The organism is Mesorhizobium sp. M0243, assembly GCF_040321775.1.
Lineage (GTDB): Bacteria > Pseudomonadota > Alphaproteobacteria > Rhizobiales > Rhizobiaceae > Mesorhizobium.
Genome location: NZ_JAMYSF010000006.1, coordinates 62,200 through 76,072 on the forward strand (window position 1 = coordinate 62,200; position 13,873 = coordinate 76,072).

Annotated in this window: 13 protein-coding genes; 9 read left to right on the plus strand and 4 right to left on the minus strand. The window is 64.1% G+C overall.

The window, feature by feature from the left end; translation table 11 throughout:
* Positions 1-107 precede the first annotated feature (107 nt).
* From NKJ11_RS09860 to NKJ11_RS09900, 9 genes are all read left to right on the plus strand, one after another.
* The gene (locus NKJ11_RS09860; protein ID WP_127266791.1) at positions 108-935 is read left to right on the plus strand and encodes an AraC family transcriptional regulator; all 828 of its coding nucleotides are present in this window, start codon (positions 108-110) and stop codon (positions 933-935) included.
* Positions 936-1,065: 130 nt separating this feature from the next.
* The gene (locus tag NKJ11_RS09865; protein ID WP_352793172.1) at positions 1,066-1,509 is read left to right on the plus strand and encodes an SRPBCC family protein; all 444 of its coding nucleotides are present in this window, start codon (positions 1,066-1,068) and stop codon (positions 1,507-1,509) included.
* A gap of 13 nt (positions 1,510-1,522) precedes the next feature.
* Positions 1,523-2,317, plus strand: coding sequence for an FAD binding domain-containing protein (locus tag NKJ11_RS09870; protein WP_352793174.1), 795 nt, complete (start codon positions 1,523-1,525; stop codon positions 2,315-2,317).
* 60 nt (positions 2,318-2,377) lie between these two features.
* Positions 2,378-2,860 (plus strand): (2Fe-2S)-binding protein, encoded by a 483-nt coding sequence (locus NKJ11_RS09875; protein WP_023813250.1) that lies wholly within the window; start codon positions 2,378-2,380, stop codon positions 2,858-2,860.
* Between the two features lie 13 nt (positions 2,861-2,873).
* The gene (locus NKJ11_RS09880) at positions 2,874-4,241 is read left to right on the plus strand and encodes a xanthine dehydrogenase family protein molybdopterin-binding subunit (RefSeq protein WP_352793175.1); all 1,368 of its coding nucleotides are present in this window, start codon (positions 2,874-2,876) and stop codon (positions 4,239-4,241) included.
* Position 4,242: 1 nt separating this feature from the next.
* Positions 4,243-5,247 (plus strand): xanthine dehydrogenase family protein molybdopterin-binding subunit, encoded by a 1,005-nt coding sequence (locus NKJ11_RS09885; protein WP_127295450.1) that lies wholly within the window; start codon positions 4,243-4,245, stop codon positions 5,245-5,247.
* Between the two features lie 8 nt (positions 5,248-5,255).
* Positions 5,256-6,137, plus strand: a complete 882-nt coding sequence (locus tag NKJ11_RS09890) for an AAA family ATPase (RefSeq protein ID WP_127295448.1) — start codon at positions 5,256-5,258, stop codon at positions 6,135-6,137.
* A 220-nt stretch (positions 6,138-6,357) separates the two neighbouring features.
* On the plus strand, positions 6,358-7,494 hold the full coding sequence (locus NKJ11_RS09895) for a vWA domain-containing protein (RefSeq protein WP_352793176.1): 1,137 nt from the start codon (positions 6,358-6,360) through the stop codon (positions 7,492-7,494).
* Entirely contained in the window at positions 7,494-8,381 is an 888-nt protein-coding gene (locus NKJ11_RS09900; RefSeq protein WP_352793178.1) for an amidohydrolase family protein, read from the plus strand. The genes NKJ11_RS09895 and NKJ11_RS09900 overlap by 1 nt, the downstream gene beginning before the upstream one ends.
* A 4-nt stretch (positions 8,382-8,385) precedes the next feature.
* Here NKJ11_RS09900 and NKJ11_RS09905 read toward each other — a convergent pair whose 3' ends face one another.
* From NKJ11_RS09905 to NKJ11_RS09920, 4 genes are all read right to left on the minus strand, one after another.
* Complete coding sequence (locus NKJ11_RS09905; RefSeq protein ID WP_352775258.1) at positions 8,386-8,793, minus strand: carboxymuconolactone decarboxylase family protein; 408 nt, start codon at positions 8,791-8,793, stop codon at positions 8,386-8,388.
* A 376-nt stretch (positions 8,794-9,169) separates the two neighbouring features.
* Positions 9,170-10,666 (minus strand): sugar ABC transporter ATP-binding protein, encoded by a 1,497-nt coding sequence (locus tag NKJ11_RS09910; RefSeq protein WP_352793179.1) that lies wholly within the window; start codon positions 10,664-10,666, stop codon positions 9,170-9,172.
* The gene (locus NKJ11_RS09915; protein WP_352793181.1) at positions 10,666-11,712 is read right to left on the minus strand and encodes an SMP-30/gluconolactonase/LRE family protein; all 1,047 of its coding nucleotides are present in this window, start codon (positions 11,710-11,712) and stop codon (positions 10,666-10,668) included. Before NKJ11_RS09915 ends, NKJ11_RS09910 begins: the two co-directional genes overlap by 1 nt.
* Entirely contained in the window at positions 11,709-13,832 is a 2,124-nt protein-coding gene (locus NKJ11_RS09920; protein WP_352793182.1) for an ABC transporter permease, read from the minus strand. The genes NKJ11_RS09915 and NKJ11_RS09920 overlap by 4 nt, the downstream gene beginning before the upstream one ends.
* Positions 13,833-13,873: the final 41 nt, after the last annotated feature.

Consider the following 13,873-nt stretch of genomic DNA (forward strand, 5'->3'; position numbering starts at 1 on the left):
GTCATTGGCCCTCGCCGCCGCCGCGCGTCTTGACGCCGCCCCGAACTCCGCCGCACAATCCCTGTTGCAGGCGAAGGGAGGCCAGTCGTCTGCGGGAGGATATACCCATGACGGAAGCGATCAGGCTCTACTGGGGCCGGTTCGGACATGTTTCTATCCTGAATGTCGCAAGCGACTTCGTCACTCATGCCCATGTCGAGGCCCATCTGATCATCTGGCTGGAAGGTACGGCCGGCGAAATGACCATCGGCCGCGAGACCGTCCGGCTTGGACCTGGAACGGCCGCCGGCATCAACTCCTTCCAGCCGCACAGCCATGTTCTGTCGCAAAACGGGACGCCCGGTCTGTTTCTCGCCTTCTACATCGATCCCGACTGGGCGCGGCGCCGCCGCGACCTGCCTTCGTCTGCGCCGCTGTTCTCACAAGCCGCGATCACGCTGGAACCGTGGCTGCATCAGGCCGCCGCCAATCTGCTCGACCACCTCAGCGACAATGAGAGCGTCGACGATATCGCCAATTACGAGATCGAGCGTTTCATCGATAGCGTGCTCGACGCCGCCGACGCCTCGGCGCCGCAGGAGGCCCGTGTCCGCATCAACACCATGCAGGATTTCCGTGTCCGCAAGGCAATCCAGCTGATGAAGGCCAATGTCTGCGAGCGCATCTGCTTCGACGACGTGGCGCGCAGCGTCGGCCTGTCGCGACCGCATTTCTTCGCTTTGTTCAAGGAACAGACCAATCTGACGCCCAATGTCTACTGGAATACGCTGCGCATGGAGGAAGCGGTGCGGCAGCTGCAATGGTCGCGGGAGCCGCTGATCTCGGTCGCCTGCAATCTCGGCTTCACCACGCAGGGCAATTTCTCACGCTTCTTCCGCGACCATGTCGGCGTGCCGCCGACGCTCTACCGCGAGGCCGCGCGGGCGATTGCCTGAACCTGTCCTCGTTTAGTCAAGGTCGACTGTTTTTCAGACTCCTTGATACACGCTCAAGACGCATTGATAAGCGCCGCTGAAATGGCCGCCCTACCCTTGCACCGGATCGCTTTTGCAAGGGAACATTTGAATGGCCAAAGTCACCATATCCAGCGTCATCGACGCACCGGTCGAAAAGGTCTGGGCGCGCATACGCGACTTCAACGGACTGCCGGGCTGGCATCCGCGCATGGTGGAAAGCCACATTGAAGACGGCCAGGACGCCACCACGATTGGCTGCGTGCGCAATTTCCAGCTCGCCAGCGGCGCCCGCCTGCGCGAAAAGCTGCTCGACTTTTCCGATCAGAATTTCCTGGTCAGCTACTCCATCCTGGAGACGCCGCAGCCGCTGACCAATCACAAGGCGACCCTGCAGTTGCGGCGTGTGACCGATGGCGACCGCACCTACGCCGAATGGACCGCCAGCTTCGACGCCGCGCCCGAGGAGGCAGACAAGCTGGCCGAGGGCATGGGCGCCAATGTCTTTCAGGGCGGCTTCAACGCCCTGAAAAGCCATTTCGCCGGCCAGAGCTGACAGGAGCCAAACCATGGCGCTGGCACTGCAGACTTTTGCAACGGTGAAGGACGCGAACGCGGCACTGAAAGCCCAGGGCACACGCTATCTCGGCGGCGGCACGCTGGTCGTCCGCGCGGCCAATGAAGGCGATGTTTCGGTTTCTGGCCTCATCAGGTCGACCGAGCCGTCCCTGTCGACCATCGCCGTGGCCGGCGGCAAAGTCCGCATCGGCGCCTCGGTGACAATGGCGGCGATCGCCGGCCATCCGGAGCTCGGCACGCTCGCCAAGGCCGCCCGCGCCGTCGGTGGCCCGGCCATCCGCAACATGGCGACCGTCGGCGGCAATCTTTTTGCCCCGGCCCCCTATGGCGATTTCGCTGTTGCCCTGCTGGCACTCGATGCCACGGTCGGCACCGATGGCGGCGAAACGCCGATCGAGACTTTTCTGGCCAATCGGGACGGCAGCCGTGCCGTCGTCACTTCCGTGAGCTTCACGCTTCCGAAGGCCGACAGTTTCCGCTTCCTGAAAGTGTCGAGGGTCAAGCCCAAGGGCGTCTCGGTGCTCAGCATAGCCGGTGCTCTGGAACTGTCGTCGGATGGCACCGTGACCTCGGCGCGGATCGCGCTCGGCTGCATGGCGGATCGGCCAATGCGCGCCAGGGCGGCGGAAAAAGCGCTGATCGGCCGAAAGCTGACCGCTGACGGCATCGCGCCGGCCTTGGCCGCGGCCGGTGATGGCACCTCGCCCATCACCGACCCGATCGCCAGCGCCTGGTATCGCGCCGAAGTCTTGCCGGTTCATCTCGGCCGGTTGCTGCTCGCATAATATTTCGTTCGGGGGCGCGCGTCTGTCCGCCGGTTCGGGCAGGCGCGCTGGGAGGAAAACATGGCAAAGGTTCCGGTTCAATTCACGCTCAACGGCTCGGAAAAGGCCGAATTCATCGACAGCGGCACGACGCTGCTTCAGGCCCTGCGCGACAAGATCGGCGACACCTCACCGAAAGGCGGCTGCCATCAAGGCACCTGCGGCGCCTGTTCGGTCATCATCGACGGCGAACTCAGGCTCTCCTGCCTGACGCTTGCCGAGACCTGCGATGGCGCCGTCATCAGCACGACTTCAGGGCTTTCGGAAAGCGGCGTGCTGCACCCGCTGCAGCGCGCCTTCCTCGACACGTTCGCCACGCAATGCGGCTTCTGCACCCCGGGCATGATCATGGCGGCCAAGGTGTTGCTCGACCATACGCCCAACCCCAGCCGCGACGAGGTGGTCGAGGCGCTGTCGGGCAACATCTGCCGCTGCACCGGCTACGAGCCGATCATCCAGGCGGTGCTGACCGCCGCCCGCGCCAATTCGCAGAACGCGGCCTGAGGGGTCCAAAGCAATGGAACTGCGCAAGAACTACTTCGCCGATGTCCGCAAGGACGATCTGAACGAGATCGGCCAGCCCCGGCCGCGCTCGGATTCACCCGGCCATGTCACCGGCAAGACCGCCTTTTTCGCCGACCGCAATTTCCCTGGCATGCTGCACCTGAAGATGGTGCGCAGCCCGCATCACCATGCCCGCATCCGCTCGATCGACACCTCGGAAGCGGAAAAGCATCCGGGCGTGGTGAAGATTCTGACCGCCAAGGACGTGCCGCACAATGTCTACACCATCCTGATCCTGATCCAGGTCGGGCCGGAGGACGAGACGGTGCTTGCCGACGGCAAGGTGCGCTGGAAGGGCGAGGCCGTGGTGGCCGTGCTGGCCGAAACCGAGCGTGCCGCGCAAGAGGCCGCAGCCAAGGTCAAGGTCGACTATGAGGTGCTGCCGGCCGTCTTCGACATGGAAGAGGCGCTGAAGCCCGGCGCACCCCTGGTCAACGAATATCACGGCCAGAATTATTACCTCTATGACAGCGGCGAGTGCCGCAAGGTGCGCTTCGGCGATGTCGAGGCGGGCTTCGCCGGCGCCGACCACATCCTGGAGGAGAGCTACCAGTCCTCGCCGATCGAGCACGCGCCGACCGAGACCACCGGCTGCGTGGTGGCACCCGAGGGCAATGACCGCTTCACCTGCTACACCAACACGCAGGCGATGTTCTTCACGCTCGACAACACCTCGATCATCCTGCAGATGCCGGGCAGCAAACTGCATTTCGTCGGCGGCACCGTCGGCGGCGGTTTTGGCGGCAAGGTCGACGTCATCGTCGAGCCGATCGCCATCCTCGGCGCAAAATTAACAGGACGACCAGTCTGTTTTATCTACAGCCGCGAGGAGGAGATGCAGATCTCGTCGCCACGCGCCGCTGAAAAGGTCGTCATCAAGGACGGCGTCATGAAAGATGGCCGCATCGTCGCGCGCAAGGTCACCGGCTACACGGATGCCGGCGCCTATTCGCGCCACTCGCCCTATGGCGCGCAGAAGGGTGCGGGGCACTATCCCGGCCCCTACACCATCCCGAACGTCTGGATCGACACCTACTGCGTCTACACCAACCGCACGCCCTCATCCGCCATGCGCGGCTTCGGCGTCACCATCGGCGATTTCGCGCTGGAGGTGCAGATGGACAAGCTGGCACGGCTGATCGGCATGGATCCGCTCGAATTCCGCTTCATCAACGCCTATCGCGACGGCGACATGAAGGCGCATCGCCAGCCGACCGAGGGCGCCGCGCTGATCGAGTGCATGCAGGAAGCATCGCGCGCCGCCAACTGGCCGGTGGCGGAGAAATACATGGCCATGTCGTCCTACGTGAAGGGAGCTTGAGATGGCGATCAGGCGTGGACGCGGCGTTGCCGCGATCAACTATCCCACCGGCATGAACCTCGGCGGCGACCCGACGCAGGCGCTGGTGCACTCGACGCCGACCGGCAATTTCATGGTGACGCTGTCATCCGTCGATCTCGGTCAGGGCATGAAGCAGATCATGGCGCAGATCTGCGCCGAGACGATCGGCGTGCCGACCGACCGTGTCGTCGTCGACACCGCCGACACCGACACCGGCCCGCACTGCATGGGCACATTCGCCTCGCGCGGCACCCACCGCGCCGGCAACGCCGTCATCCAGGCGGCAAGGGAAGCGCGCCAGGTGATGCTGGAAGTGGCCGCCGAGGAGTTGGAGGTCAACGCCTCCGACCTCGAGACCGATGGACAGGGCAACATCCTGGTCAAAGGCGCACCGCAAAAGTCGATCTCGATCTTCGATGTCGCGCTGTCGGCGCATTTCAAGCGTGGCCGCTCGATCTCCGGCCGCGGCATGTTCCTGATCCCGCGCTCCTATCCCGAGAAGGAAACCGGCGCGATGAAGCCGTCGACCTGTTATGCCCATGCCTGCACGGTGGCCGAGGTCGAGGTCGACGACGAGACCGGCGAGGTTACCGTGCTGACGGTGAAGAACGTCTTCGAGATCGGCCGCGCGCTGAACCCAAAGATGGTCGAACAGCAGCTGGTTGGCGGCTCCTGGATGGGCATCAGCCATGCGCTCTATGAGACAACCGAGCCCTATTATCCCAACCGCGACCATGGCGGCACCGACTTCAACCAGTATCTGATGCCCGGCCCCGGCGATCTCGCCGAGACCGAGATCATCGTTCTGGAGCGGCCTTCGGCGGACGGACCATACGGCGCCAAGGGGCCGGGCGAAATGTGCGCCAACCCGCAGATCCCGGCCGTCGCCAATGCCGTCTTCGACGCCGTCGGCGTGCGCATCGACACTCTGCCGATCACGCCGGAGCGCATCCTGCGCGCGCTGAAGGCGCAAACGGCGAATTGAGGGCTGGAATGACAGGGACAAGCGCCGAGACTGTCGCGACCTCGCCGGAGGCGGTGGCGCAGCACCTGGCCGCCTCGCGCTACCTTGCCGACGAGAGCCTTTCGACCGCGATCTTCCTGGCAATCCGGCTGGGCAAGCCGCTGCTGCTCGAAGGCGCGCCGGGCGTAGGCAAGACGGAGGCGGCGAAGGCGATCGCCGCGCTGCTCGGCCGTGATCTGGTGCGGCTGCAATGCTATGAAGGCATCGATGCCGCGCATGCGCTCTACGAATGGAACTACCAGCGCCAACTGCTCGCCATCCGCCATGCCGGCGAGCATGAGATCGACATCTACGACGACCGTTTCCTGATCGCCCGGCCGCTGCTGCAGGTGCTGAAGGCGCCCGAGCAGCGCGTGCTGCTGGTCGACGAGATCGACCGCTCGGACCACGAATTCGAAGCGCTGCTTTTGGAATTCCTCTCCGACTTCCAGATCAGCATTCCCGAGCGCGGCACCATCCGCGCCACGGCACAGCCGATCGTCATCCTGACCTCGAACCGCACCCGGGAACTGGCCGAAGCACTGCGCCGCCGCTGCGTATACCACTGGATCGGCTATCCCGACGCCGAGCGCGAGGCCGCCATCATCATGCTGCGCGCCGGCGATGTAGCGCAAGCCACCGCACGCGCGGTGGCGGCGGCCGTGCAGACCATTCGCGCCCGCCCGCTCGCCAAGCCGCCCGGCATTGCCGAGGCGGTCGAATGGGCCAACGCCGCGACCATCCTGGAAAAAGGCGGCAGCCCGTGGCCGGAAGCCTTCCGCCGCGCCATCGGCGTGCTGATCAAGGACGAGGAGGATCTCTCCTACATCGAGCCCGAGCTTGGCCGGATTGTCGAGGAGGCGCTGGCGTGAGCCGAGACCTCAACGGCACGTTCTCCCCGTTCATTCCGCAACGCTGGCGGGACAGCACCCCCCTCTGTCCTGCCGGACATCTCCCCCTCAAGGGGGGAGATTGGCTGTCATTCCGGCTTTCGACAATCTCCAGCGTCGCAGAACGGAGCGAAGCATCGAAGCTGCTGATCTCCCCCCTTGCGGGGGAGATGTCCGGCAGGACAGAGGGGGGCGCCACGCAATGATGCGGGAAACAAGCTTACCCCGCGCGGCAGCGCCCTTGCTCAGCTTCGCCCGGTTGCTGCGCCGCTACGGCTTCGCCATAGCGCCCGAGCAGGTCTCCAGCTTCATGCAGGCCGTGACATTGCTCGGGCCGCGCTCGATGGCAGACATCCGCGAGGCGGCGCTCGCGACGCTGGCGCCGCCGCCCGACCGCCACGACGAATTCGAAGCGCATTTCCAGAGCCACTTTTATGGCAACACATCCGCCGTGGTGGAAGGCGACGCCGACGAGGAAACCCGCATCAAGGATGATGGCGGCGCCGACGACGAACGGATCGAAGCCGAACAAACCCAAGAGGGCGGCGAGCTGTCCTCGGCACTGGAGCAGTTGAGCAGCCGCGACTTCCAGCGTGACGATGACCGCCTTGCCGCTTTCCGCCGCAAACTCGCTTCAGCCTTGCCCGCCCGCCGCTCCTTCCGCACCGTACGCACGCATTCGCGCGGCAAGCTCGATCTGCGCCGGTCGCTGCGGGAAATCGTCAGCGCCGATGGCGACGTGCCCTCGCCGCTGCTGCGCCGCCGCCAGACCGTCCCCCGAAAGCTGCTGCTGCTGATCGACGTGTCCGGCTCGATGAAGCTGCACACGTCGGATTACCTCAAGCTGGCGCATGCCGCCGTGCAAGGCGCGGACCGCGCCGAGATCTTCACCTTCGGCACGCGGCTGACCCGCATCACCACGGCATTGCGCATCCGCGACCGCGATCAGGCATTGGCGCGCGCGGCCGCGCAGGTTGACGATTGGGACGGCGGCACCCGCATGGGGCCGACGCTGCTCGCCTTCCTCTCGGTGCCGCGCTTCTCGTCGTTTGCACGCGGTGCCACGGTCGTGATCCTGTCCGACGCGCTGGAGCGCGGCGATCATGGCGAGTTGGAGACAGCCATGCGACGGCTGAGCGCCCGCGCTTTCCGACTGTCGCTGGCCACACCCTTGGCCGGCGATCCGCGCTTCCGGCCGGCAACGGCGGCACTGCGCGCCATCCTGCCGGTGCTGGACGACCTCGTCGACGGCTCGTCGGTGAAAAGCCTCACCGATTTCATCCTGTCGCTCGCCCGCCCTGCTCCGGCGGCGGCGACAATCTGGAAGAGGGTTTCGTGATGCAGAAAGCCATCGACGCGCATTTCCACATCTGGCGCCAAAAGGACCAGCCCTGGCTGGTCGGGCCGATGGTGCCGCGCATTTTTGGTCCCTACGAGCCGATCCGCCGCGACTATCCGATCGAGGAGTTTCTCGAAGACCAGAAGGGGTCGGGCGTCGAGAAGGCCGTCTATGTCCAGACCAACTGGGCCAAGGAGGATTTCGAGAAGGAAGTCGCCTTCCTGCAGAAGACATCCGACGAAACCGGCTGGCCGCATGCCATCGTCGGCTACACCGACATGACCGTCGACGATATCAGGCCCCAGATCGATCGGCTGATGAAATACAAGCTGCTGCGCGGCGTGCGCATGCAACTGCACTGGCACGAAACGCCGGCCTTCCGTTTCGCCGCCTCGGCCGATCAGGTCATCGACCGCAAGGTGCGAGCGAATGTAGCGCGCCTGAAGGACTATGACCTGTCCTTCGACCTGCAGCTTTTCCCCGCCCAGATGAAGGACGGGCTGACGCTTGTCGGCGAAAACCCGCAGACCAATTTCATCCTCACCCATGCCGGCATGCTGACCGGCATGGAACCGGAAACCACCGAAGCCTGGAAAGAAGGCCTGCGCACGCTGTCGGCGGCGCCCAATCTCTACGCCAAGCTCTCCGGCCTCGGCACCTTCGTCCACCGCAACGACCCGGCGCTGATCGCCTACATCGTCGACAACACGATCGAGATCCTGGGTGCCGACCATTTGATGTTCGGCTCGAACTTCCCGATCGAGAAGCTATGGACCAGCCACGCGGAGCTGATCAAGGCGCACCGCAATGCGGTGGCCAACCATGGCGCGGCGGCAGAGGCGGACATCTTCTGGAACACGGCGGAGAAGGTCTACCGGCCGGTGTGACGCTTCACTTCACCTCGAACTGTGGATCAACCGGGATCTGCAACGCGGTCACCAGATGGTTGGTCTGCCCAGCCAATCCGATGATCGACACAAGCTCGCCATGCTGCGCATCGGTCATGCCTTTGGCGCGGGCCGCCGCCGTGTGCGAGTGGACGCAGTAAGAGCAGCCATTGGCGGTCGAGACAGCGATGTAGATCATCTCCTTGGTCAGCGGATCGATGGCGCTGTCGGCCACCATCACCACCTTCAACTGTTCCCAGATCCGCTTCAGCGAAGGAGGATCATTGGCCAGACCGCGCCAGAAATTGTTGACGAAATCGGATTTGCGCGTCGCGCGGATGTCATCGAAGACGGCCTTCACGGCCGGGATCTTTTCGACCTCGGCGTCGCTCAGAAGTCTTGTGGTGGCCATGGTATTTCCTTTCCTTTCGATCGATGAACTGGCTCGTTGAATCAAGTTTCGAGCAAAGGCGGCCAACCAGCTTCTTTGACTCAGTTTTTGCCCGCAATAGCGTTGAAGATTAGCCGAGGCACCTAAACTTCGTCATCCTAGGGCGAAGCAGGCGCGAAGCGCCGTCGCGGAGAACCTGGGATCCATTCCGTGACCTTAGCCGAAGAGTGCTGCGGAGCGGAATCCTGCACCGCAGCAGCGCTACGGAGTCCCGGCATGGATCCCTTGGGCTGCGGAGCAGCTCCTCGGGTCTGCGCCGCGTCGCTGCGCTCCTTGCTTCGCCCGTGGATGACGAAGGGATCCCGGCCAATTATCAACGTAGGCACCAGCCAAAAACCTAATGCACGGCCGCATACATGATCTTCTCCTCCGTAGCCTCCGCCGGCGAAAACTCCTCGACGATACGCCCTTGCCGGCAAACCAAAATCCGGTCCGACAAATTCATGATCTCCGGCAGGTAGGACGAGATGACGACGACGGCCAGGCCCTCGTCGGCCAGCCGGTTGATGATCTGGTGGATCTCGGCGATCGCGCCGACATCGACGCCGCGCGTCGGCTCGTCGAAGATGACGATGCGCGGCTGCTGCACCAGCCCCTTGCCGATCACCACCTTCTGCTGGTTGCCGCCTGACAGTTCCACCACACGCGCATTGTCGTTGATCGCCTTAATGTTCAGCGTCTTCGTCCATTCCGCCGACAGCACGCGCATCTCTTGCGCGTTGATCACCCAGGCCTTTTCGCGGCCTGCCGCCAAAAGCCCGCCGAACAGGTTCTCGGAAATGCCCATCGTCTCGAAAATACCCTCGCTCTTGCGGTCCTCGGTGACATAGACGATGCCGTCGGCCACCGCTTCGCTCGGCACGAGATAGCGCACTGGCTTGTCGTCCAGCTCGATGGCGCCGCCGCGCAGAAAATCGCGCTTGTAGATGCCGGAGACGATCTTGAAGGTCTCGGTGCGGCCCGAGCCGATCAGCCCGAACACGCCGGTGATCTGGCCCTCGAAGATCGAGAAGGACGTGTTGCGCACGACATTGCTCATCGAAATGTCCTGCACCGACAGCACTTTCTTGCCGGCCTTGCGCAGTTTTGCTTCGTCGCGCTGGCGGTAGATCTCCCCCGATAAAGTGCGCCCGACCATGGCGGAAACGATCCTGTCGCGGTCGAAGGCGGACGTGTCGTCGGTGATGACCAGCTCGCCGTCGCGCAGAATGGTGATGCGGTCGGCAATATCGAGCGCCTCTTCCAGCGCGTGGCTGATGAAGACGATCGACACGCCGCTCGCCTTCAGCCGCCGGATCAACGCGAAGAAGTGCCGCTTTTCTTCTGGCGTCAGCGTCGCCGTCGGCTCGTCGAAGATGATGATCTCGGCATTGTGGTGCACCGCGCGCGCGATCTCGACCATCTGCCGCTTGGCAGCACCCAGCGTCGCCACCATCGCGTTCGGGTCGACTGGAAAATTCAGCGATTGCAGGAACTGCTGCGCGGAGATGTAGGTGCCGCGCAGCCGGTTGAGGAACTTTTCGGTGCCGAGATAGAGGTTCTGCGCGACCGTCATCGATGGGACCAGGCTGGTCTCCTGGAACACCATTGCGATGCCGGCCTCGAGGGCCGCATGCGGCGAAGCGTAGGCGATCTCCCGGCCCTTGTGGAACATCTTGCCTGAGGTGGCATCGACCACGCCGGCGATGATCTTGGTCAGCGTCGATTTTCCCGCGCCATTTTCGCCGAGCAGCGCATGGATCTCACCCTTGCGCAGGTCGAAGCTGACATTCTTCACCGCGGGCACGCCGCGGTAGTTCTTGGTGACATTCTCCAGACGGACGATCGGTTCCATCAGAAACCTCCCGTGGCGACGGAAAGGATGCAGTCGCCCCCTTTGGAGGCGACGAACAGAAGGCCGTCTTTTTCCGCAACACTGCAGATGCCGTGGCGCGTGCCGTTGGCGCGGCTGTGCAGGCTGAATTGCGGCTGCATCTTCTGGTCGAGCCTGACCACCAGCCCGTAGGAGCGGCTCGGCGACCATGGCTTGTGGATGCCCATGGTGCGGATGCCGCCGCATTGCAGCGGCTCGAGGAAGCTGCGGCTGGAGGCCAGCGCCGGCGCGATCCAGTAGGCGGGCGGCACCTGGCTCAGCATGTCCTGACGGTAATGCGTTTCCTGCAGCACGAATTCGATCAGCCGGTTGCGCGGCGCAAACAAGGTCAGCCAGGCGCCACCATCGGCGGACGGCGATAGCCGCGCGGGATAGCCGGGCAGATGCGTCAGCGCCGTGGCGCGATTGCCGTCTGCGCTGAAGCGCACCAACTGATGGCGCCAGCTCTCGCTGACCAGCACATCCCTGCCGACGGGGTGCAGGCCATAGGGAAAGGCAATGTCGCCGGCGAGTTTGCGGAAATCACCGCCCGCGGCGTCTCGCTTCCAAAGCGAACCGGACGCGCCCTTCTTCATCAGATCGGCGGCCCATTGCGACCGCGCATGCTCGGCCGAGCCGTTGGCCAGCCACAGCGTGCCGTCATCCGCATAGGCAAGTGCGGTGATGCAGCTGAGGTCAGCCGGCAGCGAAACCTCCTCGCCTGATACCAGCAGCTTGCCGCTCTCCAGCCCGACCGTCAGTTCGCCGGATCGCGACAGCGCCAGCGCCGTGACCGGAGACGGAAAGGTTTCGACAACCCTGGGCTCGGTTCCGGCAGCAATCGAATAGATTGCGTTGCCGCTGGAGGCCAGCAGCCTGCCATCGGCAACCAGCAGATTGTCCGGCTCGGTCAGCTCAGTAAAAGCCAGCGCGTCATCCAGCAATGTGTTGGGTCGGAAAGCGCCATCGAGCGGCGGGATGGTCACCGCCTTGCCGCGAAACAGGTCCAGCACAGGATCGAGGATCATGGCTTTGCTCCCCAATAGGAAGCGGGGCTGGTCCAGTTCGGGTCTGCGCCTGAAATCTTGTAGCGGCCGATGCGGTTGTTGAGGATGCCGCCGACGAACAGATATCCCTTGTGCTCGCGCATCGAGGTGACCATCGGGTGCGCGCCACCCGTGAGATCGCCCATCGCCTCGACGATGCCGCCCTTTTCGTTGAATTTCACCACGCCGCCGGTGTTGATGTTGGGGAACAGCCATTCATCCTGCGGCAGCCGGCGCGTCATGCGCTTGCGCATATCGGGGTGCCGCAACGACAGGTCGAAGCTCGGCGTGCGCATGCCCAGCCACGCCATCCAGTAATTGCCGTCGGAGGCGCGGTTGATGTTGTCGGGATAGCCCGGCATGTCGCGGATAACGCATTCGGCGGTGCCGGCCTTCGGCCCTTCCAGCCAGTAGCGATGCACGCGGCAGGCCCAGCTTTCGGCGAAGAACAGCGACTTGCCGTCATGCGCCATGCACACACCATTGGTGTAGCGGTAGCCGTCGAGCAGCGTCTTCGTCGAACCGTCCTTCGGGTCGTAGACCAGCAGCCGGCCGGTGGCGCGGTTCTCGATCGAGTCCAGCGCCCAGTCATGCGCGTCATAGCGCTTGGTCGAGTCGGTGAAATAGATGCGGCCATCGGGTGCGATGTCGCAGTCGTTGGGGTCGCGCAGCCGCGCATCGTCGACGATCGAGGTCCACGAACGCGATGTCTCCGCTGACAGGCGTTTGACCTCCCGATCCGGCGAGACCGAATAGAGGCCCATGGCGCCGACGCAGCTGATCAGATTGCCCGATTTGTCGAAGGCGAGGCCCAGCGGAAAGCCGCCGATGTGGGCAAACACTTCCGACCTGACATAATCCGGCGCGAAGAAGCGGACGATCTCGCCGTGGCGCGTGCCGCAATAGAGGTTGTCGTCGCGGTCGAGGATGACGTCTTCCGGCCCTTCCAGCTCGCCAAGCCCGATATGGTCGGCGGCCGACAGCCTGTTGTCGAGCTCGTAGGGTGTGCCTGAGCCGGGTGCGGCCGACTGTGTCACGCCCATCTTGAGATAGACAGGCGCGACATAGACCTCGTTCAGCACCTTGTGGCGGTTCTTCAGCCAGCGGATGTCGATGGTCACCGCCACCGCCAGCATGATGCCCAGCACCATCTGGTTGGTGCCGGTGCCGTAGCCCAGCCGGATCAGCCCGTTGGTCATGGTCAGCACGATGATCGCGCCCATCAGCCCCTTGATCACCGAGCCGCGCCCGCCGCCGAGGCTGACGCCGCCGACCACCGCCGCCGTCAGTACCATGATCTCGAGGTTGAGGCCGGTGCCCGGCCCTGCCCCGCTTAGGCGGCAGGCGATAAGGAAGCCTCCGATCGAGGCGCAGAAGCCCGAGAAGACATAGGTCATGAACACCGTGCGGCGCACGCGGATGCCGGCATTGTGCGCCGAGCGCCTGGAGCCGCCGACCGCCAGCACGTGCCAGCCCGGCCGCGAGCGCGTCAGCGCGATATGGGTGACGATGGCCAGGATGATCGCCAGCCAGACCGAGACCGACAGCCCCCAGAACGTGCTGTCGCCGATGAAGTCGAGCACATCCGATGTGGCTGTCGAGAGCTGCACATCTGCGGCATAGGTGGTGACCAGGATGTCGAACAGTGCCCGTCCGAAGATGAAGGTGACCAGCGTGGTGAGAAAGGCGCGCAGCCTGAGATAGCCGACGAGATAGCCGTTGATGGCGCCGAAGATGAGGCCGGTGGCGAGCGAAGCGGCCAGTGCCAGCCAGATCGACTGTTCGAGGATAAAGAAGACATAGACAGCGGAAAAGCAGGATAGCGCGAAGATCGAGCCGACCGACAGGTCGATGCCGCCGCCCAGCATCACCACCGTCATGCCGGTGACCACCATCGAGAACTCGCCGAGCTGCCGGGTCGATTCCTGCAGCGCGGTCAGCTTGAAGAAGCCCGGGATGATCGAGCCGAAGGTTGCCAGCGTCGCCACCAGCGCCAGGAACGGAATGGCGTTGTCGGTCCAGCGTTTGGTCAGGATCTCGCCGACGACGTGGTCGGGCACGAGATTGTAGCGCCAGGACTGGAGGCGTTCGCGAAAGGACATCGGCAGCTGCTATTCCATGAGAAAGAGGTGGCCGGGCAATC